Here is a 23,840-nt window from a genome sequence, read left to right on the forward strand (position 1 = left end):
ACCCCGGGCAATTCCATGCGAAAAATTGAGGAAAAAAAGTCACAGGAATCGCAAAAACCTGCATATTCGTAACATTTTTCAACTGGGCCAATGTGTTCAAACCGTCGCACTTGCTGTAAGTTAATGAAAAATAACAATTTGTGGATAAATCTGTTACCGCTATAGCGTATTGCTTGGTTGGTTCGGCTCTGCTACATCCCCGGTGATTTTGATCCCCGACCGTCTGGCCGGGGTTTCTTCACGCCCCCGGGGTAGCTGCCGCACGCGAATTCGGGGCCCAAAATATCGGAAGGGTGGACGTGTCCGAACCAGCTTCGATTTCCACTGGCATCGCCGAGCGCTATGCCACCGCGATCTTCGAGATCGCAAAAGAGAACAACGACCTTGCAGGTCTGGAATCCGGCATCAATGATCTGGCAGCCGCGCTGGACGACAGTGCAGAGCTGCGCGACCTGATCGCATCGCCGCTGGTTTCCCGCGCTGAACAGGAAGGCGCGATCACTGCGATCGCAGACAAGATGGGTCTGAACCCCATCCTGCGCAACACGCTGGGTCTGATGGCGCAGAAGCGCCGCCTGTTCGTCGTGCCGCAACTGCTGAAGGTTCTGCGCGACATGCTGGCCGAAGAGCGTGGCGAAGTGACCGCCGAGGTTGCCTCGGCCAAGGCACTGACCAAGACCCAGATGGAAAAACTGTCCAAGACACTGTCCGAGCGTGTGGGCAAGACGGTGACAATCAATGCGACCGTGGATGAAAGCCTCATCGGCGGTCTTGTCGTTAAAGTGGGCTCGAAAATGATCGACAGTTCGATCCGTTCGAAGCTGAACTCCCTACAGAATGCAATGAAAGAGGTCGGATAAATGGGAATCCAAGCTGCAGAGATTTCTGCAATCCTGAAGGACCAGATCAAGAATTTTGGTCAGGAAGCCGAAGTGGCCGAGATCGGTCGCGTGCTGAGCGTCGGTGACGGGATTGCCCGTGTATACGGTCTGGACAATGTGCAAGCCGGTGAGATGGTCGAATTCCCCGGCGGCATCATGGGCATGGCGCTGAACCTGGAAAGCGACAACGTCGGTGTCGTTATCTTCGGTTCCGACCGTGACATCAAAGAAGGTGACACCGTCAAGCGCACCAACTCGATCGTGGACGTTCCGATCGGTGACGAGCTGCTGGGCCGCGTTGTGGACGGTCTGGGCAACCCGCTGGACGGCAAAGGCCCGATCAACGCAACCAAGCGTGGCGTTGCAGACGTCAAGGCCCCCGGCATCATCCCGCGTAAATCAGTTCACGAGCCGATGGCAACCGGCCTGAAATCGGTTGACGCGATGATCCCGATCGGCCGTGGCCAGCGTGAGCTGATCATTGGTGACCGTCAGACCGGCAAAACCGCCGTTGCTCTGGACGCAATCCTGAACCAGAAAACCTACAACGACGCAGCAGGCGACGACGAGTCGAAAAAACTGTACTGCGTTTACGTTGCAATCGGTCAAAAGCGTTCGACCGTTGCACAGCTGGTGAAGAAACTGGAAGAATCCGGTGCGATTGAATATTCGATCGTTGTGGCCGCAACCGCTTCGGACCCGGCTCCGATGCAGTTCCTGGCGCCCTACGCCGCAACTGCGATGGCTGAATACTTCCGCGACAACGGCCGCCACGCGCTGATCATCTATGATGACCTGTCGAAACAGGCTGTTTCGTATCGTCAGATGTCACTGCTGCTGCGCCGTCCGCCCGGACGTGAAGCCTATCCTGGTGACGTTTTCTACCTCCACTCCCGTCTGCTGGAACGTTCGGCTAAGCTGAACGAAGACTTCGGCGCGGGCTCGCTGACCGCTCTGCCGGTTATCGAAACTCAGGGTGGTGACGTTTCGGCGTTTATTCCGACCAACGTGATCTCGATCACCGACGGTCAGATCTTCCTTGAAACTGAACTGTTCTACCAGGGCATCCGCCCTGCTGTGAACACCGGTCTGTCGGTTTCGCGTGTGGGCTCCTCGGCTCAGACCAACTCGATGAAGTCGGTTGCGGGTCCGGTTAAACTGGAACTGGCTCAGTACCGCGAAATGGCTGCGTTTGCGCAGTTCGGTTCCGACCTTGACGCCGCAACTCAGCAGTTGCTGAACCGTGGTGCACGTCTGACCGAACTGATGAAACAGCCGCAGTACTCGCCGCTGACCAACGCTGAGATCGTCTGCGTAATCTTTGCCGGTACTAACGGTTACCTCGACAAGATCGACGTGTCCGATGTTGGCCGTTATGAGGCTGGCCTGCTGGCGCACCTGCGTGGCAAGCACGCGGATCTGCTTCAGTGGATCACGGACGAAGATCCCAAGATCAAGGGTGACGCTTCCGACAAGATCAAGGCTGCGCTGGACGAATACGCCGCAACCTTCGCTTAAGGGAGAGGCGGGCATATGCCAAATCTTAAGGATCTTAAAAACAGGATCGAGTCGGTCAAATCGACCCGCAAGATCACCAAGGCCATGCAGATGGTCGCGGCTGCAAAACTGCGCCGCGCCCAGGAATCTGCCGAAGCCTCGCGTCCGTATGCCGAACGGTTCAATGCCGTGATGGCAGGGCTGGCGGCTTCGGTCGGGGGCAGCGACAGCGCCCCCAAGCTGCTCCGTGGTACGGGCAGCGAGGATGTCCATCTGCTGGTTGTCATGACAGCTGAACGCGGCCTCTGCGGCGGCTTCAACTCGAACATCGCCAAGCTGGCCCGCCAAAAGGCGGAAGAGCTGCGCCTGAAAGGCAAGACAGTCAAGGTTTTGACTGTCGGCAAGAAGGGCCGCGACGCGCTGAAGCGTGATTTTGGCGATCTGTTCGTTGGACATATCGACCTGAGCGAGGTCAAGCGTCTTGGCTATGCCAACGCGCAGGACATCGCGAAGGACATCCTGTCTCGTTTCGACGGGGGAGAGTTCGACGTTGCCACGATCTTCTACTCGAAGTTCGTCAACGTCGTGACCCAGATCCCGACGGCACAGCAAATCATCCCTGCCTCGTTCGAGGACGAAGCGGCGGGTGACGACAGCGGTGCCATCTTCGACTACGAGCCCAGCGAAGAAGCCATTCTGGCCGACCTGCTGCCCAAGGGGGTTGCGACTGCGATCTTCTCGGCTCTGCTCGAAAACGGGGCGTCTGAACAGGGTGCACGGATGTCCGCGATGGACAACGCGACACGCAACGCGGGTGAGATGATCGACAAGCTGACGATCCAGTTCAACCGCTCGCGTCAGGCCGTGATCACCAACGAGCTGATTGAAATTATTTCCGGCGCCGAAGCGCTGTAAGAAAACCGGAGACGAAACATGGCGAATGCAAAAGGCAAAGTCACACAGATCATCGGGGCCGTCGTCGACGTGCACTTCGAAGATCAGCTGCCTGAAATTTTGAACGCGCTGGAAACCACCAACAACGGCAAGCGCCTGGTGTTGGAAGTTGCTCAGCACCTGGGTGAAAACACTGTCCGCACCATCGCGATGGACGCGACCGAAGGTCTGGTCCGCGGCGAGGCCGTGACCGACACCGGCGCACCGATCTCGGTTCCGGTCGGCAACGCCACCCTGGGCCGCATCCTGAACGTGGTCGGCGAACCGATCGACGAAAAGGGCCCGGTCGAAGCCACCGAAACCCGCGCCATCCACCAGCCCGCGCCCGAGTTCGACGAACAGTCGACCGAGTCGGAAATCCTGGTGACCGGCATCAAGGTTGTTGACCTGCTGGCCCCTTACGCCAAAGGCGGTAAGATCGGCCTGTTCGGCGGTGCCGGCGTTGGTAAAACCGTTCTGATCATGGAACTGATCAACAACATCGCAAAAGTGCACTCGGGCTTCTCGGTGTTCGCGGGTGTTGGTGAACGGACCCGTGAAGGGAACGACCTGTACCACGAGATGATCGAATCGAACGTCATCAAACCCGACAACCTGTCGGAAAGCCAAGTGGCCCTGGTTTATGGTCAGATGAACGAGCCTCCGGGTGCGCGTGCACGTGTTGCTCTGACCGGTCTGACCTTGGCCGAGCAGTTCCGCGACCAGTCCGGTACCGACGTTCTGTTCTTCGTCGACAACATCTTCCGCTTTACGCAGGCGGGTTCCGAGGTGTCGGCTCTGCTGGGTCGTATTCCTTCGGCGGTGGGCTACCAACCGACACTGGCCACCGACATGGGCGCCTTGCAGGAACGCATCACCTCGACCAAGTCGGGATCGATCACCTCGGTTCAGGCGATCTACGTGCCTGCGGACGACCTTACCGACCCCGCGCCGGCAACCTCGTTCGCTCACTTGGACGCGACCACCGTTCTCAACCGTGCGATCTCGGAAAAGGGTATCTACCCTGCGGTTGACCCGCTCGACTCGACCTCGCGTCTGCTTGATCCGGCCATCGTTGGAGAAGAGCACTACAAGGTTGCGACCGACGTTCAGCAGATCCTTCAGCGCTACAAGTCGTTGCAGGACATCATCGCCATCCTCGGCATGGACGAACTGTCGGAAGAGGACAAATTGACCGTGGCCCGTGCCCGTAAGATCGAACGCTTCCTGTCGCAGCCGTTCGACGTGGCCGAAGTCTTCACCGGTTCGCCCGGCGTTCAGGTTCCTCTGGATGTGACCATCGCGTCTTTCAAGGCCGTTGTGGCCGGCGAATACGATCACCTGCCCGAAGCGGCCTTCCTGATGGTTGGCGGCATCGACGAAGTGATCGCCAAAGCGGAGAAGATGGCCGCAGAAGCCGCCTAAGGAGTATCCCTGATGGCAAACACGATGCAATTCGACCTCGTCAGCCCCGAGCGGAGCCTTGCTTCGCTGCAGGCGAGCGCGGTCCAGATTCCCGGCGCGGACGGGGACATGACGGCAATGCCCGATCATGCGCCCACCATCACCACGCTGCGCCCCGGTCTGCTCAAGGTCGAGGCACCCGAAGGGTCCAGCGAATACCTGGTCACCGGCGGGTTTGCCCAGATCAACGGCGACAGCCTGTCGGTCCTGGCCGAAAAGGCCATCCCGGTGGATGAAGTGACCCGCGCGCATCTGGACGAGCTGATCGAAGACGCCCGCGCCTCGCATGAGGCAGCCAAGGGTGGCGATGATCAGACCATCGTCGACGACGCGGCCAAGCTGCTGGCTGACATGGAAGCCCTAGGAACACATATGAGCCTGTAACGGGCCCACCGGTGAAAAATTTGAGCGGCCTCGCAATTGCGGGGCCGTTTTTTTGTCGTGCTTTTGCCGAAATGCCGGGGTAAGTTGCGGGAATTCAAGAATAATGATGATAAGATGAAAAAGTTTCTAACCCATCCCATTGGAATTGAGCAGGGTGAAGATGTCCTGTTCTCGGAGTTTGCTGAAGGCGGCGATATGTGGACCGGGCAGGGGCCGCGTGAACGCCGCACACACATTCGGTTCAAAGAAGCATTTCGGACCCCGCCCGTGGTGCAGATCGGGATCTCGCTGTGGGATGTCGACACGTCCTCTGCGCTGCGCGCAGAGGTTCAGGCCGAACATATCACCGCCGAGGGTTTTGACGCAGTATTCCGGACCTGGTCCGACACTCGGATTGCCCGCATCCGGGCAAGCTGGACCGCGATAGGAGAGGTGGCACACCCGGACGATTGGAATATTTCCTGATCCGGGTTCGCCATGTTTTCAGGCGTTTGAACGATTGATTGGACTCAGTCGTCCTGCGCTTCGATCATGTCCACGCGCGTGGCGTGGCGGCCGCCTTCGAATTCGGCACCCAGAAACGCGTCAACGATGTCCAGCGCCAGACCTTCGCCGACAACCCGCGCACCAATCGACAGCATGTTGGCGTTGTTGTGCTGGCGGATCATGCGGGCCGAGAATGCGTCTGAACAAACGCCACAGCGAATGCCGGGCACTTTGTTCGCAGCCATCATGATACCCTGCCCAGTGCCGCAGAGGACGATACCCAAGCTGCAATCGCCCGAGGCAACGGCCTGCGCCGCGGCCTTTCCATGCTTGGGGTAATGGGTGCTTTCGGGGGTTGTCGGGCCGATATCAACCACGTCCCAACCTTGCTGCGCGATGTGGTTGGTCACGGACTGGCGCAGCTCGATCGCCGCGTGATCGCTGGAAAGAACAATACGTTTGTTGGCAGTCATGGAGGTGATTCCACTTGTGTCGCCGATCGCGCCCCATGGTCAGATATCCGCGCAATCGGTATTTCAGATATCAGGGGGCGACATGTTCGGCCGCCCCTGTAGCTCAATCCATCTGATACATGGATTCGTAGATCGGGGTCAGTGTCTTGTCTTCGAACAGCGAAGACACACTGGTTCCGTTCCAGATGTTCAGGATCGCCTGGGTGAAGATCGGCGCAGTCGGAACGATGCGGATATTCTTTGCCTTCAAAATCTCTTTGGTCGGCTGGATCGTGTCGGTCAGCACCAGCGACTTCATGACCGAGTTCGTCACTCGCTCGACCGCAGGGCCGCTCATGACGCCATGCGTGATGTACGAATGAACTTCCTTGGCGCCATTGTCCAACAGGACCTGCGCGGCCTTGCAAAGCGTTCCGGCGGTGTCACACATGTCGTCGACGATCAGGCAGATCTTGTCCTTCACATCCCCGATAACGGTCATTTCCGCGACTTCGCCTGCTTTCTCGCGCCGCTTGTCAACGATCGACAAGGGGGCGTTGATGCGCTTGGCCAGTTCACGGGCGCGCGCCACGCCGCCCACGTCGGGTGAAACCACCATGATCTCATCCAGATTGTCCTTGAACTGGTTTTTGACATCCAGCGCAAAGATCGGCGAAGCGTACAGATTGTCGACGGGCATATCGAAAAAGCCCTGAATCTGCGCGGCATGAAGATCCATCGTCAGAATCCGCTCGATCCCTGCACCGGTCAGCATATTGGCCACCAGCTTGGCACTGATGGGCGTGCGGGCCTTGGTGCGGCGATCCTGGCGGGCATAGCCGAAATACGGGATCACGGCCGTGATCCGTTGCGCCGACGAGCGGCGCAGTGCGTCGGCGATGATCAGCAGCTCCATCAGGTTGTCGTTGGCCGGGTTCGAGGTCGGCTGGATGATGAACATATCCTCGCCGCGTACGTTCTCGAACACTTCGACGAAGATCTCGCCGTCATTGAAACGTTCGACGCGCGCATCGACCAATCCCTGGTCGACACCGCGATACAGGCTCATGCGGCGGGCGATGGTTTCGGCAAGTGGAAGGTTGGCGTTCCCAGCGATAAGCTTGGGTTCGTGAAGTGTCGGCATCGGCTGAGGTCCCCGGGCAGCAATGGCAATGTGACAGATTCGTGATGTTGACACCGCTTAGCATGGCCTTACCGTCCCGCAAAGGTAACGCAGCGGAGAAAGTGAACATGACCCGGATTGACTACTTTTTTGCGACAATTTCGCCCTACAGCTATCTTGCGGGGAACCGGCTGGAAGAGATTGCGGCGAAACACGACGCAACGATCAACTACAAGCCGCTGGACATCATGGCCCTGTTCGCACGCACCGGGGGCACGCCGCCGAAGGACCGTCATGTATCGCGCATCGAATACCGCGCTCAGGAGCTGCTGCGCCAATCGAAGAATCTGGGGATGGAGTTCAACCTGCAACCGGCGCACTGGCCGACCAACATGGCGCCGTCTTCCTATGCGATCATCGCCGCGATCAAGGATGGTTCGGGCGACGTGGGCAAGTTGTGCCAGTTGATCCTGCGCGCCTGCTGGGCCGAAGAAAAGGACGTCGCTCAGGATGATGTGATCAGGGACTGCCTGGCAAATGCCGGGTTTGACCCGGAGCTGGCCAACAGCGGTCTGCTGGTCGGGGCCGAAACCTATGCCGCCAATCTGGAAGAAGCCGTGGATCGCGGCGTGTTCGGCGCGCCGTTCTACATCACGCCGGATGGTCAACGCTTCTGGGGGCAGGATCGCCTGGACGATCTGGATCGGCATCTGTCCGAGATGAATGGATGACAGCCCCGACGGCGATGCAGTCCGGCTTCGTGAGACGATTGGGCGACGGAGGGCGCAAATTGCTTGCCCTTCATTGCACCATTGCACATTCCGGCGCGTGGTCCGGCCTGGCCAAGGCATTGGATGGCAGCGTGTGTCTTGTTGCACCGGACATGCTGTCTCATGGGCGCAGTCCGGATTGGGACGGTCAAAGCGATTTCTTTGACGCTGTGACAGGGCTGGCGGCGGTCGAATTGACCGAGCCCACGGATCTGGTCGGCCATTCCTTTGGGGCGATCGTTGCGCTCAGACTGGCCATGGAGCACCCGGACCTTGTTCGAAGCTTGACCCTGATCGAGCCTGTGTTCTTTGCCGTGGCAAAACAGGACGCGCCCGATTTGTTCGATCAGCACCTGCGAGAGTCCCAGCCGATTGAAGCAGCGTTCCAAGCAGGCGACAATGTGCTGGCCGCGCGGTTGTTCAACCGGATGTGGAGCACTGACATCAGCCCCAAATGGCCTGACCTGCCAGAGCGGACGCGCGCCAGCATGGTACGTGGGATTCATGTTGTTCCCGCGTCTTATCCCGTTCTGTACGATGACCGCGCCGGGTTGCTTGACCCCGACGGATGCAAGCGCGTATCGATGCCAACCCTGTTGCTGAGCGGATCAAAGACCCACCCGACGATCCCCGCAATCTGTAAAGGATTGCAGCACCGTCTGCCGAACGCACGCCATGAGGTCGTTCAAGGTGCGGGGCACATGCTGCCCATTTCGCACCCCCGTGAAACCAGCGTGCTGCTTCGAAAGCTCTGGAAAGCTGGCCAAGGGACGGGTGTTACAACAGGCTGAGAAACTGATCGATCTCGGCCGTTCCGATCGACCAGTCGCAGACCAGTCGGCATGCAAGGCTTTCATCGTCATCGCCACCTTCCAGCTCAGCCCCCCAGAGGTGGTAGATTGCCCCGGCCTCATGCAGCTGTTTGTGCTTTGCGCGTGAAAAAGCGGCAAAGATCATATTGGCCTGTGGTTCGTGCAGGAACTCGGCACCTTTTGCACGCAAGCCATCGGCCAGCCGGGCACAGTTTGCATTGGCCTGACGCGCCAGCTTCAGCCACAGATCATCCTCAAGATAGGCCGCCATCTGAGCGGACAGGTAGCGATGCTTGGAAAACAGATGCGCCCCGCGTTTGCGCCGCAGCTCGAATTCCCATGCCTTGCTCTCGTCAAAGAACACCACGGCCTCGACGCCCATCAGGCCGTTTTTGGTGCCGCCGAAGCTGACTGCATCCACCCCGGCTTTCCATGTCATGTCAGCCGGAGAGCAATTCAGGGCCACCAGGGCATTGCTGAACCGGGCCCCATCCAGATGGACCGGCAAGCCATATTCCTTTGCGACCCCGCACAGCGCCTGCAACTCCTCCAGCGAATAGACCGATCCGCGCTCGGTGACTTGGGTGATCGAAACCGGCCCGCGCTGCGGCCCGTGAACCCCGCGGGTTTCTTCGCCCAGGATGGACCCGCGCAGCGCGTCCGGCGCCATCTTGTCGCCGCCGGGAACAAGGGTCAGCTTGGCCCCGGTGTAAAACTCGGGCGCGTTGCACTCGTCTTCATGGATATGGGCAACCGGAGAACAGAAGATCGTTTCCCAGGGGTTGGACAACGTGGCAAGGGCCAGCGAATTTGCCGCTGTCCCGGTTGCCACGAGATAGACAGCAGCCCCCGGCGCTTCAAAGATGCTGCGAATGCGGTCACGCACCTCGTTCATCATCGTGTCGGCGCCATAGGCCATCTGATAGCCCTGATTGGCCTCGGCCAGTTTGGCCATGACCTGAGGGTGAACCGGCCCGGAATTGTCAGATGCAAAATACATCAGCTAGGCTCCTCGATAATGTAGTCTTCCCACTCTTCCATGGGGGTTTCGAACTCGGACACCGTGCGCCCTCGGACCGACACGCCTGCGGCGTGCACGGTTTCCGGCGTACCAGACAACAATGGGTGCCAGTCGTAAAGCGGTTTGCCTTCCCACAGCAGCCGATAGGCGCAGGTTTGCGGCAACCAATAGGCGTGTTCGTCGATATTGTCGGGTGTCATGACGATGCATTCCGGGACAAATTGATGCCGGATGTCGTATTGCGTGCAGCGGCAGCTTTCATCGTCCAGCAGGCGGCAGGCGACGCAGGTCAGGGCAACCTCACCGCTGTCCTCATCCTCCAACTTGTTCAGGCAACATTTGCCGCAACCGTCGCACAAAGCTTCCCATTCGCGCTGGTTCATCTTGCGCAGGGGTTTGCGTTCCCAGAACCGGGCGGGCAGGCCAGTGCGTTGAATCGGATCAGCGCTCATAGGGCGGCCAGAATGTCCCGGGCCTGTTCACAATCGGCATTCATCTGCGCGATCAGACCATCCAGCCCGTCAAATGTCATTTCAGGGCGCAGGAATTCGATCAGCCCCACCGACAAGGTCGCCCCGTACAGGTCGCCGGAAAAGTCGAACAGGAAGGTTTCGATATTTGGCACTTCGCCATGGAACATCGGGCGCACCCCAACCGAGGCCGCGCCGTGATAACTGCCCTGATGCGGGCCATCCAGCACGTCGACCAATACCGCGTAGACACCGAATTTCGGCGGGTGGAGCCCTTCGATGGACATGTTCGCAGTTGGGAAACCCAGTTCCCGCCCGCGTTGCTCGCCGCCGATCACCTCGCCTTCGATCCTGTGCCAATGGCCCAGCATCGCGGCTGCATCCTTTGGGCGACCCTCGCTCAATGCGGTGCGGATGGCGGTTGACGAGACCACGTTTTCTGACCGCTGCATCAAAGGGGCAATCGTCACGCCAAATCCCATCTCTTGCCCGAAGCGAACCAGATCGTCAGCCGTCCCACTGCGGCCCTTGCCAAAACAGAAATCGGCCCCGACCACGACATGGGACAGACCCAGACCGTCACAAATCACGTTGCGCGCGAATTCATCAGGGGAAAGCCCGGCCAGCGCCGCGTTGAACGGCAGCTCGTACAGTTTCTCCACACCCAGCTTCTCAAGCCGATGCGCCCGCGCATTGCCGCGCATCAGGCGGAACGGAGGAGAGTCCGGCGCAAAGTATTCACGTGGATGCGGCTCGAATGTCATGACCCCCAGTGGCGCATCCGGGGCCGCGTCGCGGGCCAGTTCGATGACCGACTGGTGCCCCAAATGGACGCCATCAAAATTCCCGATCGCAACGCTGGCGCCGCGATCTTCTGGCTCGACAAACTGGAAATCCCGGATGATGTGCATAGGCGATTGCGTAGCGTTGCGTTGCGATTTGTTCAAGCGGCAGTTTGAATTCAAGGTACGGGTCCTGGCGAAACACACCAAAACCATTCGTCAGACTTGATTGCACACGGGGCATCCCCGGAATGCTGTGCGACATTCGGCCAACTGCTTGATCCAAAAAAAATACTGGGTGTAGACTGGGTTTCCGGCCCTCGGACCACGCTGGGGGGCGAACGATGGCCCGGCCAGGTTCAAATGAACCCAGCATAGGAGGCAGACCATGTATCGATTGCGACTGTTCGCGATTCGCAACGCCCGTGCGTTCGAGTGGATTTACAAATGTGTCGAACGGGGCATGGTCGCGATGGATCCGGTCTTTGCAAGGATCGGCTACAACCGCGTTGAACGCCCCATAGCGCTGGTCGAAAAAGGCGTCAAAAGTCTTTTGTTTGATTGCAAGATGTGCGGACAATGCGTTTTGTCTTCGACGGGTATGTCTTGCCCGATGAACTGCCCCAAGCAACTGCGCAACGGCCCATGCGGCGGCGTACGCCCCGGTGAGTTCTGCGAGGTGAAGCCCGATATGAAATGCGTCTGGGCTTTGGCCTGGGACGGGGCCAGCCGCATGCAACATGGGGGCGACAAGATAAAAGAGGTCCTTCCGCCTGTGGAACACACGTTGAAGGGATCATCATCCTGGCTGCGGGTCAGCCGCGAGATCGCCGCGCAGGAACGCGAGGCCCGAGACGCTGCCCGCGAAACGCTTGCGCAGGCGTTCCCGGAGGCGCGCGAAAACGAACCCTCTGCGGCACCTCTGGCTGCTGAACCCCCCAACGCGGTGAACCGGGAGCTGAAGAAATGAATGATGCCCATCGCAGCGAGGTCGAGCCGATCGGCTATGTGCCTGTTCCCGAAGGCTATGTCTCGCACAGTCGATTGGAAAGAGTTCTGCGTTCGGGCCGCTTTGCGGTGACCGCTGAACTGAACCCGCCAGACAGCGCTGACCCCGAGGATGTTTTTCAGGCGGCGCAGCCGCTGGGTGAAGTGGCGGATGCGATCAATGCAACCGATGCGTCTGGTGCCAACTGCCACATGTCTTCGATAGGGATCTGTGCGTTGTTGACCCGCGCGGGGTATTCTCCGGTCTATCAGATTTCCTGCCGAGACCGGAACCGGATCGCCATTCAGGGGGATGTTCTGGGGGCTGCGGCGCTGGGCGTCAGCAACGTGCTATGCCTGACGGGCGACGGTGTCGGTGTTGGGGATCAACCGGGGGCAAAACCGGTGTTCGACTTTGATTCCCTGACCTTGCTGCGGACGATCCGAACGATGCGCGATCAGGGAAAGTTTCTTTCCGGCCGCAAGATCACGCGCCCCCCTCAACTGTTTTTGGGTGCGGCGGAAAACCCCTGTATACCGCCCTATGACTGGCGCCCGGAACGTCTTGCAAAGAAGGTCGAGGCGGGGGCCGAGTTTATTCAGACCAACTATATCTACGACATTCCGCTCTTTGAAAGGTTCATGGATCGTGTTCGGGATGCCGGTCTGGACAAAAAAGTATTCATCATCGCCGGTGTGGGGCCCATCGCTTCGGCACGCGCGGCACGCTGGATGCGCAGCAATGTGCCCGGAATTCACATCCCGGATCATGTCATCGAGCGGATGGAAAAGGCCGAAAAGCCCGCGGAAGAGGGCAAGAAGATCTGTATTGAACTGATCCAGCAGATTAGGGACATCGTCGGTGTTTCCGGGGTTCATGTGATGGCCTACAGGCGTGAACACGTGGTGTCGGAAATCATTCTGGAATCAGGTGCGCTGAAAGGGCGAAAACGAACTCGTTCTTCCTGACGACCTTGTGTGCAGTTGAGTGCCCAAACAAAAAAGGCGCCGGTCCGGCGCCTTTTGCAAAACTGTGTTTGCCAGTCAGTCGAACTTGCGCGACGGGGCAAGCACCATGGCTTCGCCGATCAGGACCTTCTTGCCCTCGACCGAACAATGGCAGTCTAGCTTGACGCGGCGCTTGGCAAAATCGATGTCGATCACTTTCACCTCGGCATACACCATGTCACCCGGACGCACAGGCGCCAGGAACTTCAGTGACTGACCCATGTAAACGGTGCCATGACCCGGCAGTTGTTCACCAATCACGGCCGAGATCAGACCCGCCGTCAGCATTCCGTGGGCAATACGGCCTTCGAAGATCGTATCGCGGGCATAGTCGTCGTCCAGATGCACCGGATTCCGGTCGGTCGAGACCTGCGCGAACATTTCGATATCTTCATCCGTCACCACTTTGCGCAGGTGGCGGGACATGCCCATTTCGATGTCTTCGATACAGATCGTTCCGCGCGGAAGATTGTCCAACATGTTGCCCTCACTCGAAGTCGGCCGTGAAAGAAAAAACCATCATTTGGCCAAGGTTGGCAACTTTATTACTTCGCAGTTGCAGAAAATCAAGTCTTTTCTTGCTACCTCAAGCGCCCGATCGTGTAGGTTGGATTGATCTTTTCCCTTTCAATATAGGCGGTTAAGGATTCGTGGTGCGGATGATGCGACGTTTTTGTTTCTGCCGCGGCCAATCCGCCCGAGATGAACAGAGAATCAATGCCCTCTCCCATGCCGCCCAGAATGTCCGTGTGGGGGCCGTCGCCGATCACCAGAATGTCACTGTCGGGGATATCGTACCCCAGTTCCTGCAACCTGCGACGGGCCAGATCATAGATCGGGGGATGCGGTTTGCCGAAATACAGGCTCTCGCCGCCCATTTCGGTGTACAGCCTGGCCAAAGCACCGGCACACCATTCGCGCACCTCGCCGCGGTCCACGACAATGTCAGGGTTAGCACAAAGCAGTTTCATCCCCATCTGCTTGGCGTACAGGAAATCCGGCCGGTTCACATCCGGGTCGGCCATCGGGTCGAACGGGCCGCAGCAGACAATACCCTCGGCTTCCTTCAGCGGCACACGCTCGATATGGATGGGGTGATCCAGCAGTTTCAGCGGTTCGAAAAAGCCCGCATCGCGCTGCCACTCGCCCATGAAGTAAACCTTGTGCCCCACAGCACCCCGGAACATCGCAGATCGCGCGGAATCCCCGCTGGTGGCGATGGTGTCATACGCGTCGGCGGGGACGTTGAATTGCACGAGTTGCTCTGCCACCCCGGCGCGGGGTTTGGGAGAGTTCGTGACCAAGACCACCAGTCCACCCTTGGCGCGATAGGCCTTCAGCGCTTCGACGGCCTCGGGGTAGGCCGTGATGCCATTGTGAACACAGCCCCAAAGGTCGACGAACAATGCTTTGTAACGGTCCGAGATCTCGGAAAGCGAGGAAACGATCTGGGTCATGGGGGCCTCTGGGTCTGATATCGCGCTGGCGACAGCTATGGCAAAGCTTGGGCCCGAACACCATCCCGCATTCCCGTTTGCGCGAAGGAACGGGTGAAACTGCTACTCGTCTTCGGTAATTTCAGTGACGTCCGGGGCCTGCTGAACGTTTTCCGTTCCCAGGATGATCTGGGCCCCGATGCGCGGCTGATACCGGATTATGGCCAGGTATCCGGGTCCAAGCTCCTCCTCCAGCACCCCGACCAGAGGGGTCTCACGCAGCTTGGGTGGCAGCAAACCGGCAATGGAAGAAACCTTGAACTGCGCTTCGGCCGGCAGATCGACGATCAGCCAAACCTCGGCCCGCTTGCGCTGAGCGTTGACGTCGATGCGGATGATTTCCACGGAAACCGGATCGGCCCATGCGCGAATGGCATCGGCCAGTTGCGCCTCGGTCCGTGTCTCCAGGTAACGGTTGTAGGTGGACTTCCCAAGTTGCAGGACGACGACGACCAGAAACGCGATCGCGACAAAGACGCTGGCGGTAAAGTTCAGCTTGCGCTTTCCCTTGCTGAAAACCACGGACCGCGCGGCATAGACAAGATAAACCGCGCAGGCTGACAGAATGATCGCGCCAAGGTTCGTTGCGAAAAGCAGCCCTGCCTCATAGGCCTCGGCGGGTTCGTCAAAATATAAAAGAATGCCCGAGGCCGACAGCGGGGGAACAAGCGAAACACCGATGGCCGCGCCGGGTAGAAGGCTCAATTCGGATTTGTTGATCTGGACATAGGCCCCGGCCACACCGGCAGCGAGCGCAACGATCAGGTCTTCGGTGCCGGGATCGGTGCGCGCCAGGACCTGGTCGGGGATCAAAATGCCACGGGGAACATCGGCGACATAGACCAGAAACCATGCCATCATCACGCAGACAATGGCAGCCAGACAGACCGTAAGCGCCAGCGTCACCGCGCGTTTCAGCCATCCCATGACCATCGCGGCGGCCACCCCGAGGATCGGGGTCATCAGCGGCGCCACAAGCATGGCCGCGATCACGACAGCGCCGGAGTTGCGCAGCAAACCCATGGTGGCAATCACGACCGACAGCGTCAGCAACATTGCAAAGCGTCGCCAATACGCCGCCTTGTCGGCACCTTCAAAAAGAAGGATGCTGCGGGTGGTGCTTAGTTTTCGTACGACCATTGCATTTACCTGACCTGGGATAGGCTTTGGACCCCCGGTCAGACTAACAACCGACAACGCGTCCGCAAATGGCTGTCAGCAAAGAAAAAAGGCGCCCGAATTGGGCGCCTTCAGATTTGGGTCGCTTGAGGATCAGACCTTCAGGTTCGGAATGATCTGCTTTTTGCGGCTCATGATACCGGGCAGAACGACGGCGTCCCCGTCCACGGTTGCGCCAAAGCTTTTCTCGGCCACGGTTTTGACCAGATCATTGGGGACCAGCAGCGTGGCTTCTTCGTTCAGGATATCAACCACGAATAGCAGCACCTGATCGACGCCGTCTTCCTTGGCAACGTCCACCATCGAGTCCGCCAGGCTGGCCTTGCGGTCCAGAACGACGCCGGGGGCGGTGGTTTCCAGAACCGAGACCCGGAATTTGGTGCCGTCGACCTCGTATTCTTTGCTGTCCATGCGGATCAACTCGGCGTCCGAAAAGGACGAGACGTCCGATTTCGCCGCGAACATGTCTGCCGCATATGCCGAAATGTCCAGCTCGAGCTCGGCCGCCAGACGTTCTGCAACCTCGCGGTCATGCGCCGTGGTGGTGGGAGAGCGGAACTCCAGAGTATCCGACAGAATGCAGGTAAGCGCGGCACCCTTGATGGCGTCGGGCATCTTAGCCGCATCTTCGCCCATCAGATCAACCATGATGGTGGCGGTGCAGGCCAAGGGGCGCACGGTGATGTCGATCGGGCCTTTGGTTTCCAGGCCACCGACCAGCTTGTGATGGTCGATGATGGCGCGGATGTCCGCGTCGTTGATGTTGGCCGGCAGTTCGGCGGGGTTGTTGGTGTCGACGATAACCACCGGAGTTTCCGCGGGCAGGTCCTCGAGGATCCGCGGCTTGGGCAGGTCCCAGTTTTCCAGCATGAATGTTGCTTCGGTGTTGGGTTCACCCAGCAATACGGGTTCGGTCTGCTCACCCTTGACCTCGTTCAGGTACCACGACCACAGGATCGGCGAACCTGTGGAATCTGTGTCGGGGGATTTGTGGCCAAATACTAGCGTCGTCATGTCAGTGTCCTGCGGAATGGAAATTTGCGCGCCTTATAGGGCGGCTAAAGGCCGTTGTCACGCCGCTGAGCACTGTCTGCGACGCTTGGTCTGAAAACCGCTGGGTCCGTTCAGAATTCGGCGCGTGTCAGAACGTATCCGGCTTCTTCCAGCTGGTTCAGCAGGCCGTAATCATCGCTCAGGTGCCCCGCGCCGACCGCAATCACAACTGTCTGACCCCTGATGTCCAGAATCTGCGCCATCCAGTTGGCATTTCGCTGCACCAGCAACTGCTGCTCGAAGTTTTGCCATTCCGCATCAAAGGCTTCGGGGCTCAGGCCCGACTGCTCAAGCCCCTGTAGGCGGGCAAGCTGTATGATCTCGGCGTGCTTTTCTTCCAGATACGCGTTGGCCATGGTGGCCAATTGGTCCGCATTGCCCTGCATCGCCCCGGACAGGCGCACAAGCGACTCGACCTGTTTCTCGAGCGGATAACTGTCGAACATGGCCATCAGGTCTTCGATTCGTTCCAGCGAGTGCTGCGGGATACCTTTTTCAACGGCCAGATCGTTCAGGCGGGCGTCCATTCCATAAGTTGAATTCGGATCCTCGATCATGCAGGGCGGAATGCTCAGCATCATGGTCAGGAACCACGGGCGCATCTTTGCAGCCATCCAGCCGGGGATACCGCGCTGGGCCAGGGCTGCGGACAGCGCATCCCAGTCGTCTTCCGCCATCAGGTCGATCAACGTAGGGCCCGAGGTTATCATCACCGCGCTCAGGTCGTTGGCCATGGTCTTCTCGAAAGCGTCCATGTCGTCTTGAGTGACTTCGAAATAAAAGGCGTCCGCTTTGCTGAGTTCGGGCGACAGGCGGTCAATCACGTCTTCCATGCGCGGATCGTAACTGTGCAAAGTGCCGATGATGTGCAAAACCGTGTCGCCCTTGCGTGCAATCCAGTGATTGCCTTCAGGATAAGCGATCTGGGCCACTGCACTTTGCAATTTGGTCCGGGTTTCCTCGGGCAGTTGTGGCCGCAGATCCACCCCCTCGCATGCGGCCTGAGCCGAGATCGGAAACAGAAGGAACGCAAGAAAAGTGAGCAAACGCATGGGGCCAGCCTGAATGGTGTCAAGAAGTTGAACCCAGACTTAGCCACGCCACCTGCCGATGTTCAAGCCGCCCGTCTGGTATTCCCCGACAATCTGCGTAGCATGGCCGCATGAACCGCGAGCAGGATCTTTATCCCCCGGTCAAGGCGCTGCTGGAGCGTCAGGGATACACCGTCAAAGGTGAAGTCGGCGCAGCCGACATCGTTGCGGTGCGCGATGGGGATGCGCCGGTGATCGTCGAACTGAAACTGCGGTTCACGCTGTCCCTGTTTCATCAGGCGATCACCCGGCTGAAACTCACCGATCTGGTCTATGTTGCCGTCTGCAAACCCACGGGCCGAACGGCCCGGCGGGCGCTCAAGGATAATCTGGCACTGTGTCGTAGGCTCGGCCTGGGCCTGATCACCGTGCGGGCTGATGGCACGGTCGAGGTTCAGTGCGATCCCGGCCCCTACGCGCCCCGTAAGAACAAAGCCAGAGCCGCACGGTTGCTGCGCGAATTCGACCGGCTACAAGGCGACCCGAACGCCGGAGGCGCGACGCGCCATGGTATCGTGACGGCGTATCGGCAGGATGCGCTGAAATGTGCGGCCTATCTGGCCGAGAATGGCCCGTCCAAGGGGGCGGACGTCGCCAGATCGGTCGCGGTCCCGGTCGCCACCCGGCTTATGCGGGAAAACCACTACGGGTGGTTCGAGAAGGTTGAAAAAGGCATCTATGGGCTTACGTCAGAGGGCGCAGAAGGGTTGAAGCATTGGGCCTATAGCTGGGAACAGGCTGACTGATCCATTTTGCAAAAAAATCTCTCACAAATTGTTGACTCGGACTTTTAGACTCCCTAGCTATGCGTCGTTATCACTCACACACCCCGAGTGCTAACGCCTCGTCGGAAGGCGGGGGGAGGATAGATAAACTTTGAGCCCAAGGAGCTGCAAAGATGGCATTGAAACCGCTTCATGACCGTGTGCTGGTTCGCCGCGTAGAGAGCGAAGAGAAAACCGCAGGCGGCCTGATCATCCCTGACAGCGCAAAAGAAAAGCCGAGCGAAGGCGAAGTCGTCGCAACCGGCGAAGGTGCGCGCAAGGACAGCGGCGAACTGATCGCAATGGCTGTCAAAGCTGGGGACAAGATCCTGTTCGGCAAATGGTCGGGCACCGAGGTCAACGTCAACGGCGAAGAGCTGCTGATGATGAAAGAAAGCGACATCATGGGGATCATCGAGTAAGCGAGCGCTTTCTCTGATCTTCATTTCAAACTTATTTCTCAAGGAGAAACGACATGGCTGCAAAGGACGTCAAATTCGACACCGATGCCCGCAATCGTATGCTGAAGGGTGTGAACATCCTGGCCGACGCGGTTAAAGTGACCCTGGGCCCCAAAGGCCGCAACGTGGTTCTGGACAAATCTTTCGGCGCACCGCGCATCACCAAGGACGGTGTTTCGGTTGCCAAGGAAATCGAACTGGAAGACAAGTTCGAAAACATGGGCGCGCAGATGGTGAAAGAAGTCGCCAGCCGCACCAATGACGAAGCCGGCGACGGCACCACCACCGCAACCGTTCTGGCACAGGCGATCGTAAAAGAAGGCCTGAAGCAGGTTGCAGCTGGCCTGAACCCGATGGACCTGAAGCGCGGCATCGACCTGGCAACCGCCAAGGTTGTTGAAGGCATCAAAGAAGCCTCGCGCGAAGTCAAAGACTCGGCAGAAGTTGCCCAGGTTGGCACCATCTCGGCCAACGGCGAAGCCGAAATCGGTCAGCAGATCGCAGACGCGATGCAGAAGGTCGGCAACGAAGGTGTCATCACCGTCGAAGAAAACAAAGGTCTGGAAACCGAGACCGACGTTGTCGAAGGTATGCAGTTCGACCGCGGCTACCTGTCGCCTTACTTCGTCACCAACGCAGACAAGATGATTGCAGAGCTCGACGACTGCATGATCCTGCTGCACGAGAAGAAACTCTCGTCGCTGCAGCCGATGGTTCCGCTGCTGGAACAAGTGATCCAGTCGCAGAAGCCGCTGCTGATCATCGCGGAAGACGTTGAAGGCGAAGCGCTGGCAACTCTGGTTGTCAACAAACTGCGCGGCGGCCTGAAAATTGCTGCTGTCAAAGCACCTGGCTTCGGCGATCGCCGTAAGGCCATGTTGCAGGACATCGCAATCCTGACCGGCGGTCAGGTTATCAGCGAAGATCTGGGCATGAAGCTCGAGTCCGTCACCATGGACATGCTGGGCACCGCCAAGAAAATCGAAATCACCAAAGACGAAACCACCATCGTCGACGGTGCTGGCGAGAAAGCCGAGATCGAAGCACGTGTTGCTCAGATCCGCACCCAGATCGAAGAAACCACCAGCGACTACGACCGCGAGAAGCTGCAAGAGCGCGTTGCCAAACTGGCAGGCGGTGTCGCCGTTATCCGCGTCGGCGGCATGACCGAAGTTGAAGTGAAAGAGCGTAAGGACCGTGTGGACGATGCTCTGAACGCAACACGCGCTGCCGTTCAGGAAGGCGTTGTTGTGGGCGGTGGTGTTGCTCTGGTCCAGGCCGGTAAAGCACTGGAAGCTCTGAAAGGTGCAAACGCCGATCAGGACGCAGGTATCAACATCGTTCGCAAGGCCATCGAAGCGCCGCTGCGCCAGATCGCCGAGAACGCGGGTGTCGACGGCGCAGTAGTAGCCGGCAAGGTCCGTGAATCGTCGGACGCAGCATTCGGCTTCAACGCGCAGACCGAAGAATATGGCGACATGTTCTCGTTCGGTGTGATTGACCCGGCCAAAGTGGTTCGTACTGCTCTGGAAGACGCTGCATCGGTTGCTGGCCTGCTGGTCACCACCGAAGCAATGGTCGCCGACAAGCCGGCCAAGGAAGGCGCGGCACCTGCCGGCGGCATGCCCGACATGGGCGGCATGGGCGGCATGATGTAAGCACGCCGAATTCGCCTCTGGCGAATTCTGGCGACCCGACAGGCGCTTGGCGGTATCGCCAAGCTGCCGAGGGGGGAGCCTTGGAGCTTGAGAAAGGGGTCGCCTTCGGGCGGCCCCGTTTTGTGTTGACAGTTCTGTTTTCAAGGCGTGTTTAGACGCTGCTTTGTCCGGCGCCGGATGTCTGTTCCCACAACCTTCGCGAAAGTGAGTGTGCAAATCCCGCCCGAACGGCTATGCGGATGGCATGAGATTGTTTTTGCTCACCGCCCTGACCATGTGTGCCTTTGCGGCGAACTCCATTCTGAACCGGCTGGCCATCGACAGCGGAGCCAGCGATCCAACCGGATTTGCCATCGTTCGGGTTTTGGCGGGGGCCGTGGTCCTGGCCGCTCTTGTGCTGGCACGCGGAGGGCGCCTTCCGCTGCGCAATCGAAGGCGGATCATTGGCGCGGGGTCGTTGACGCTCTACATGATTGGATTTTCAATCGCCTACCTGACGCTGGATGCAGGCTTGGGTGCATTGATTCTGTTCGGCGTGGTGCAAATAACGATGTTTTCTGTCGGCGCATTGACGGGCGCGACTCCGACCGCCCGGCAGGTGGCGGGGGCAGGGGTTGCGCTTGCAGGTCTTGCCTATGTGCTGTGGCCGACTGGCGCCGTTCAAGTCGACTTGGCTGGCGCGGCTCTGATGGCCGCCGCCGGTATTGGTTGGGCCCTTTACTCGATAGCGGGCCGATCAGAGAAAAACCCGCTGGAGGGGACGGCCGCCAATTTCATTGTCGCTTTGCCACTGACTGCCCTGGCGATGCTGGCCACCGGCGGCGTCTGGCAGATGAATGGGGTGGGGTATCTGCTGGCGGTCCTGTCCGGTGCGGTAACATCCGGGCTTGGCTATGCTTTGTGGTATCGTGTTTTGCCTCAACTGGCCCCGTCCGTGGCGGCTGTCGTTCAGCTCAGCGTGCCGGTGATCGCAATTCTCGGCGGTGTCGCCTTTCTGGGCGAGATTGCCGGAGCACGGCTGATCATCGGCGCCACGCTAGTTTTGGGCGGTATCGCGCTGGCCGTGCTGCGACGTCACCGGGGCTAGGGCTTTTATCGAGGGCCGATAGGCTTTATCTGGCGGTTATGAAACTTCTGATTGCCTTGCTCTTCTGCCTCGTTCCAGCCGCAGCCAGTGCGAAATGCGTGATCCTTCTGCACGGTCTTGCGCGCACCGAGGCCTCGTTCACCGTGATGGAGCAGCTGTTCAAGGCGCATGACTATACCGTTGTGCGCCACGGGTATCCATCGACCGAAATCGGTATTCCGGAACTGGCAAGGCAAACCATACCGGACGCGCTTGAGGCATGTGGTGATGACAAAGCCAATGTCGTTGCGCATTCCATGGGCGGTATCCTGTTGCGCTATTGGCTCAAGGACCATCGGCCCGAAAACCTGGGTCGTGTCGTCATGCTCGGCCCGCCCAATCAGGGCAGCCAGTTGGTCGATGAGCTGAGCGCATGGGAAGTGTTCGGGTATCTGAACGGCCCGGCGGGCCTGCAATTGGGCACAGGTCCCGAAGGCATCCCGCGCCGCCTGCCGCCGGTGGATTTTGAGCTGGGGGTGATCGCGGGTGAGAATTCGCTCAACCCGCTGTTTTCATCGCTGATCGACGGGCCGGATGACGGTAAGGTTTCGGTTGAAACCACCAAGGTCGAAGGGATGAAGGATCATCTTGTTCTACCGGTGACCCACACGTTCATGATGAACAACCCGCGGGTTATGGCACAGGCGCTGCATTTCATCGAATTTGGCCAATTCGATCGGCAGATCACCTGGCTGGACGGCGTGATGGAGATAATCGACGAGATCTGCATCGGGCAGGATTGCTCGGAACCTGACTCGGAGCCCACACGATGACCTCTCTGGATCTGACTTTGACCGGCGCAGAGGTTCTGTTGCCGGAGGATGGTCTGTCGCGCTGCGATCTCTCGATGGCGGAGGGTGTCATTCAGCAAGATCGGACCGGGCGCAAGGTTGACCTGTCCGGTTATCTTGTCCTGCCCGGTATCGTCGACCTGCACGGGGACGGGTTCGAACGCCACATCGCCCCGCGCCGGGGCGCAATGAAGCAAATGAGCGAAGGCATTCTGGCAGCCGAAGCCGAACTGGCCGCCAATGGCATCACCACCGCCGTTCTGGCCCAGTTCTACAGCTGGGAAGGTGGCGTGCGTGGCCCCAAGTTTGCCGCGCAGGTGTTTAGGGCCATCGCTGCGGTCAAGAACAGCGCCGTCACGGATCTGATCCCACAATTGCGGTTCGAGACCAACATGCTGGAGGATTACGAGGGTCTGGCCCATCGCATCGCCGAATGGCAGGTGCCCTATGTGGTGTTCAATGATCACCTGCCGCATGATCGTTTGGCGCAGGGCAAAAAGCCGCCGCGCCTGACCGGGCAGGCGTTGAAGGCCGGACGCAATCCGGATGCGCATTTTGAGATGCTGCTCCATATGCATGCCCGTAGGAACGAGGTTCCCGCTGCCGTCGAAGCACTCAGCGCCGAACTTGTCTCAATGGGGGTGCGTTTGGGCAGCCATGATGACGCGACCGCCGAGACAAGGGCATGGTGGCGCGATCGGGGCGTGCGCATTGCCGAATTCCCCGAAACGCTTGAAGCCGCCGAAGCCGCGCGTTCTGCCGGGGATTACGTTATCCTCGGCTCTCCCAACGTCGTGCGGGGCGGATCACACAAGGGGAACGCAAGCGCCGTCGAACTGATCGCCATGGGGCTCTGTGATGCGTTGGCCTCGGATTATCACTATCCCAGCCCGCGCCGCGCGGTGTTGATGCTGGCCAAAACCGGTCTGCTGGATCTGGCCGGTGCCTGGGCACTGGTCTCGTCCGGCCCCGCGCGGGTCCTGGACATGCAGGACAGGGGCACGCTCGCGCCGGGAAAACGCGCGGATCTGGTCATCCTGGATGCGGACACCCATCGCGTTGCCGCCACTCTGGCCGGTGGGCGCGTCAGTTACATGTCAGGCGACATCGCCACCCGGTTTCTGGGATAGGCCCGGAAAAACCTTCATCTT

Annotated in this window: 26 protein-coding genes; 16 read left to right on the forward strand and 10 right to left on the reverse strand. The window is 59.2% G+C overall.

Annotated elements, in window-relative coordinates; translation table 11 throughout:
* The first annotated feature begins 299 nt into the window (after positions 1-299).
* The 6 genes from GS612_RS01855 to GS612_RS01880 all read left to right on the forward strand — a co-directional run bounded on the left by GS612_RS01855 (position 300) and on the right by GS612_RS01880 (position 5,624).
* The gene (locus tag GS612_RS01855; RefSeq protein WP_171118817.1) at positions 300-860 is read left to right on the forward strand and encodes a F0F1 ATP synthase subunit delta; all 561 of its coding nucleotides are present in this window, start codon (positions 300-302) and stop codon (positions 858-860) included.
* Entirely contained in the window at positions 861-2,399 is a 1,539-nt protein-coding gene (gene atpA / locus GS612_RS01860; RefSeq protein WP_152459013.1) for a F0F1 ATP synthase subunit alpha, read from the forward strand. It begins immediately after the preceding gene.
* A 15-nt stretch (positions 2,400-2,414) separates the two neighbouring features.
* Positions 2,415-3,293 (forward strand): F0F1 ATP synthase subunit gamma, encoded by an 879-nt coding sequence (locus GS612_RS01865; protein ID WP_171638910.1) that lies wholly within the window; start codon positions 2,415-2,417, stop codon positions 3,291-3,293.
* A gap of 18 nt (positions 3,294-3,311) precedes the next feature.
* Positions 3,312-4,736: a F0F1 ATP synthase subunit beta gene (gene atpD / locus GS612_RS01870; RefSeq protein WP_152459011.1), complete on the forward strand. Its 1,425-nt coding sequence runs from the start codon at positions 3,312-3,314 to the stop codon at positions 4,734-4,736.
* Between the two features lie 12 nt (positions 4,737-4,748).
* Complete coding sequence (locus tag GS612_RS01875; RefSeq protein ID WP_171118811.1) at positions 4,749-5,159, forward strand: F0F1 ATP synthase subunit epsilon; 411 nt, start codon at positions 4,749-4,751, stop codon at positions 5,157-5,159.
* 114 nt (positions 5,160-5,273) lie between these two features.
* The gene (locus tag GS612_RS01880) at positions 5,274-5,624 is read left to right on the forward strand and encodes an H-type lectin domain-containing protein (protein WP_152459009.1); all 351 of its coding nucleotides are present in this window, start codon (positions 5,274-5,276) and stop codon (positions 5,622-5,624) included.
* A gap of 44 nt (positions 5,625-5,668) precedes the next feature.
* Here GS612_RS01880 and rpiB read toward each other — a convergent pair whose 3' ends face one another.
* Positions 5,669-6,118 carry a ribose 5-phosphate isomerase B gene (gene rpiB, locus GS612_RS01885; protein WP_171638911.1) on the reverse strand — a complete coding sequence of 150 codons (450 nt, stop codon included), beginning with the start codon at positions 6,116-6,118 and terminating at the stop codon, positions 5,669-5,671.
* Positions 6,119-6,221: 103 nt separating this feature from the next.
* On the reverse strand, positions 6,222-7,241 hold the full coding sequence (locus GS612_RS01890; protein WP_152459007.1) for a ribose-phosphate pyrophosphokinase: 1,020 nt from the start codon (positions 7,239-7,241) through the stop codon (positions 6,222-6,224).
* Between the two features lie 107 nt (positions 7,242-7,348).
* Between GS612_RS01890 and GS612_RS01895 the strand changes: the two genes are divergently transcribed.
* A complete protein-coding gene (locus GS612_RS01895; protein WP_152459006.1) occupies positions 7,349-7,951 on the forward strand; it encodes a 2-hydroxychromene-2-carboxylate isomerase in 603 nt (200 codons plus the stop codon).
* A complete protein-coding gene (locus GS612_RS01900) occupies positions 7,948-8,781 on the forward strand; it encodes an alpha/beta fold hydrolase (protein ID WP_171638912.1) in 834 nt (277 codons plus the stop codon). The genes GS612_RS01895 and GS612_RS01900 overlap by 4 nt, the downstream gene beginning before the upstream one ends.
* Here the strand turns inward: GS612_RS01900 and GS612_RS01905 are convergent.
* Genes GS612_RS01905 through GS612_RS01915 form a run of 3 tightly spaced genes read right to left on the reverse strand, consistent with a single transcriptional unit; the run spans position 8,768 to position 11,204 of the window.
* A complete protein-coding gene (locus GS612_RS01905) occupies positions 8,768-9,802 on the reverse strand; it encodes a low specificity L-threonine aldolase (protein ID WP_171638913.1) in 1,035 nt (344 codons plus the stop codon). The two genes, GS612_RS01900 and GS612_RS01905, sit on opposite strands and share 14 nt — an antisense overlap.
* Positions 9,802-10,275 carry a YcgN family cysteine cluster protein gene (locus GS612_RS01910; protein WP_152459003.1) on the reverse strand — a complete coding sequence of 158 codons (474 nt, stop codon included), beginning with the start codon at positions 10,273-10,275 and terminating at the stop codon, positions 9,802-9,804. Before GS612_RS01910 ends, GS612_RS01905 begins: the two co-directional genes overlap by 1 nt.
* On the reverse strand, positions 10,272-11,204 hold the full coding sequence (locus GS612_RS01915; RefSeq protein ID WP_171638914.1) for a bifunctional riboflavin kinase/FAD synthetase: 933 nt from the start codon (positions 11,202-11,204) through the stop codon (positions 10,272-10,274). The genes GS612_RS01910 and GS612_RS01915 overlap by 4 nt, the downstream gene beginning before the upstream one ends.
* Positions 11,205-11,463: 259 nt before the next feature.
* Here GS612_RS01915 and GS612_RS01920 point away from each other — a divergent pair, with 259 nt between their 5' ends.
* On the forward strand, positions 11,464-12,045 hold the full coding sequence (locus tag GS612_RS01920) for a methylenetetrahydrofolate reductase C-terminal domain-containing protein (protein ID WP_171118794.1): 582 nt from the start codon (positions 11,464-11,466) through the stop codon (positions 12,043-12,045).
* Positions 12,042-13,031: a methylenetetrahydrofolate reductase gene (locus GS612_RS01925; protein WP_171638915.1), complete on the forward strand. Its 990-nt coding sequence runs from the start codon at positions 12,042-12,044 to the stop codon at positions 13,029-13,031. The genes GS612_RS01920 and GS612_RS01925 overlap by 4 nt, the downstream gene beginning before the upstream one ends.
* Before the next feature lie 75 nt (positions 13,032-13,106).
* Here GS612_RS01925 and GS612_RS01930 read toward each other — a convergent pair whose 3' ends face one another.
* From GS612_RS01930 to GS612_RS01950, 5 genes are all read right to left on the reverse strand, one after another.
* Positions 13,107-13,550 (reverse strand): MaoC family dehydratase, encoded by a 444-nt coding sequence (locus tag GS612_RS01930; RefSeq protein ID WP_117872517.1) that lies wholly within the window; start codon positions 13,548-13,550, stop codon positions 13,107-13,109.
* A 101-nt stretch (positions 13,551-13,651) separates the two neighbouring features.
* Complete coding sequence (locus GS612_RS01935; protein WP_152458999.1) at positions 13,652-14,527, reverse strand: TIGR01459 family HAD-type hydrolase; 876 nt, start codon at positions 14,525-14,527, stop codon at positions 13,652-13,654.
* 102 nt (positions 14,528-14,629) lie between these two features.
* A complete protein-coding gene (locus GS612_RS01940) occupies positions 14,630-15,706 on the reverse strand; it encodes a DUF389 domain-containing protein (protein ID WP_171638916.1) in 1,077 nt (358 codons plus the stop codon).
* 132 nt (positions 15,707-15,838) lie between these two features.
* Positions 15,839-16,759: a manganese-dependent inorganic pyrophosphatase gene (locus GS612_RS01945; protein WP_171229002.1), complete on the reverse strand. Its 921-nt coding sequence runs from the start codon at positions 16,757-16,759 to the stop codon at positions 15,839-15,841.
* A gap of 110 nt (positions 16,760-16,869) precedes the next feature.
* Positions 16,870-17,850: a TraB/GumN family protein gene (locus GS612_RS01950; protein WP_171638917.1), complete on the reverse strand. Its 981-nt coding sequence runs from the start codon at positions 17,848-17,850 to the stop codon at positions 16,870-16,872.
* A 110-nt stretch (positions 17,851-17,960) separates the two neighbouring features.
* On the opposite strand from GS612_RS01950, the gene GS612_RS01955 reads away from it, so the two are divergent.
* The 6 genes from GS612_RS01955 to GS612_RS01980 all read left to right on the forward strand — a co-directional run bounded on the left by GS612_RS01955 (position 17,961) and on the right by GS612_RS01980 (position 23,819).
* Positions 17,961-18,635, forward strand: coding sequence for a DUF2161 domain-containing phosphodiesterase (locus tag GS612_RS01955; protein ID WP_171118784.1), 675 nt, complete (start codon positions 17,961-17,963; stop codon positions 18,633-18,635).
* A 152-nt stretch (positions 18,636-18,787) separates the two neighbouring features.
* Positions 18,788-19,075 (forward strand): co-chaperone GroES, encoded by a 288-nt coding sequence (gene groES / locus GS612_RS01960; RefSeq protein WP_152458994.1) that lies wholly within the window; start codon positions 18,788-18,790, stop codon positions 19,073-19,075.
* 53 nt (positions 19,076-19,128) lie between these two features.
* Positions 19,129-20,772 (forward strand): chaperonin GroEL, encoded by a 1,644-nt coding sequence (gene groL, locus GS612_RS01965; protein WP_152458993.1) that lies wholly within the window; start codon positions 19,129-19,131, stop codon positions 20,770-20,772.
* Positions 20,773-21,016: 244 nt separating this feature from the next.
* Positions 21,017-21,859: a DMT family transporter gene (locus tag GS612_RS01970; protein ID WP_171638918.1), complete on the forward strand. Its 843-nt coding sequence runs from the start codon at positions 21,017-21,019 to the stop codon at positions 21,857-21,859.
* A 38-nt stretch (positions 21,860-21,897) separates the two neighbouring features.
* On the forward strand, positions 21,898-22,671 hold the full coding sequence (locus tag GS612_RS01975; protein WP_171638919.1) for an alpha/beta fold hydrolase: 774 nt from the start codon (positions 21,898-21,900) through the stop codon (positions 22,669-22,671).
* Positions 22,668-23,819 (forward strand): alpha-D-ribose 1-methylphosphonate 5-triphosphate diphosphatase, encoded by a 1,152-nt coding sequence (locus GS612_RS01980; RefSeq protein WP_171638920.1) that lies wholly within the window; start codon positions 22,668-22,670, stop codon positions 23,817-23,819. The genes GS612_RS01975 and GS612_RS01980 overlap by 4 nt, the downstream gene beginning before the upstream one ends.
* Positions 23,820-23,840 lie beyond the last annotated feature (21 nt).

Origin of the sequence: Ruegeria sp. HKCCD6157 (assembly GCF_013110685.1) — a bacterium.
Lineage (GTDB): Bacteria > Pseudomonadota > Alphaproteobacteria > Rhodobacterales > Rhodobacteraceae > Ruegeria.

Bases quoted from the DNA above. Each gene is read 5' to 3' on its own strand.
- atpD (WP_152459011.1), top strand. From the start codon at position 3,312: ATGGCGAATGCAAAAGGCAAAGTCACACAGATCATCGGGGCCGTCGTC.
- GS612_RS01915 (WP_171638914.1), bottom strand. From the start codon at position 11,204: ATGCACATCATCCGGGATTTCCAGTTTGTCGAGCCAGAAGATCGCGGC.
- rpiB (WP_171638911.1), bottom strand. From the start codon at position 6,118: ATGACTGCCAACAAACGTATTGTTCTTTCCAGCGATCACGCGGCGATC.
- GS612_RS01955 (WP_171118784.1), top strand. From the start codon at position 17,961: ATGAACCGCGAGCAGGATCTTTATCCCCCGGTCAAGGCGCTGCTGGAG.
- GS612_RS01900 (WP_171638912.1), top strand. From the start codon at position 7,948: ATGACAGCCCCGACGGCGATGCAGTCCGGCTTCGTGAGACGATTGGGC.
- groL (WP_152458993.1), top strand. From the start codon at position 19,129: ATGGCTGCAAAGGACGTCAAATTCGACACCGATGCCCGCAATCGTATG.
- GS612_RS01880 (WP_152459009.1), top strand. From the start codon at position 5,274: ATGAAAAAGTTTCTAACCCATCCCATTGGAATTGAGCAGGGTGAAGAT.
- GS612_RS01875 (WP_171118811.1), top strand. From the start codon at position 4,749: ATGGCAAACACGATGCAATTCGACCTCGTCAGCCCCGAGCGGAGCCTT.
- GS612_RS01925 (WP_171638915.1), top strand. From the start codon at position 12,042: ATGAATGATGCCCATCGCAGCGAGGTCGAGCCGATCGGCTATGTGCCT.
- GS612_RS01950 (WP_171638917.1), bottom strand. From the start codon at position 17,850: ATGCGTTTGCTCACTTTTCTTGCGTTCCTTCTGTTTCCGATCTCGGCT.
- GS612_RS01905 (WP_171638913.1), bottom strand. From the start codon at position 9,802: ATGTATTTTGCATCTGACAATTCCGGGCCGGTTCACCCTCAGGTCATG.
- GS612_RS01865 (WP_171638910.1), top strand. From the start codon at position 2,415: ATGCCAAATCTTAAGGATCTTAAAAACAGGATCGAGTCGGTCAAATCG.
- atpA (WP_152459013.1), top strand. From the start codon at position 861: ATGGGAATCCAAGCTGCAGAGATTTCTGCAATCCTGAAGGACCAGATC.
- GS612_RS01930 (WP_117872517.1), bottom strand. From the start codon at position 13,550: ATGTTGGACAATCTTCCGCGCGGAACGATCTGTATCGAAGACATCGAA.
- GS612_RS01945 (WP_171229002.1), bottom strand. From the start codon at position 16,759: ATGACGACGCTAGTATTTGGCCACAAATCCCCCGACACAGATTCCACA.
- GS612_RS01935 (WP_152458999.1), bottom strand. From the start codon at position 14,527: ATGACCCAGATCGTTTCCTCGCTTTCCGAGATCTCGGACCGTTACAAA.
- groES (WP_152458994.1), top strand. From the start codon at position 18,788: ATGGCATTGAAACCGCTTCATGACCGTGTGCTGGTTCGCCGCGTAGAG.
- GS612_RS01910 (WP_152459003.1), bottom strand. From the start codon at position 10,275: ATGAGCGCTGATCCGATTCAACGCACTGGCCTGCCCGCCCGGTTCTGG.
- GS612_RS01980 (WP_171638920.1), top strand. From the start codon at position 22,668: ATGACCTCTCTGGATCTGACTTTGACCGGCGCAGAGGTTCTGTTGCCG.
- GS612_RS01975 (WP_171638919.1), top strand. From the start codon at position 21,898: ATGAAACTTCTGATTGCCTTGCTCTTCTGCCTCGTTCCAGCCGCAGCC.
- GS612_RS01920 (WP_171118794.1), top strand. From the start codon at position 11,464: ATGTATCGATTGCGACTGTTCGCGATTCGCAACGCCCGTGCGTTCGAG.
- GS612_RS01970 (WP_171638918.1), top strand. From the start codon at position 21,017: ATGAGATTGTTTTTGCTCACCGCCCTGACCATGTGTGCCTTTGCGGCG.
- GS612_RS01895 (WP_152459006.1), top strand. From the start codon at position 7,349: ATGACCCGGATTGACTACTTTTTTGCGACAATTTCGCCCTACAGCTAT.
- GS612_RS01940 (WP_171638916.1), bottom strand. From the start codon at position 15,706: ATGGTCGTACGAAAACTAAGCACCACCCGCAGCATCCTTCTTTTTGAA.
- GS612_RS01890 (WP_152459007.1), bottom strand. From the start codon at position 7,241: ATGCCGACACTTCACGAACCCAAGCTTATCGCTGGGAACGCCAACCTT.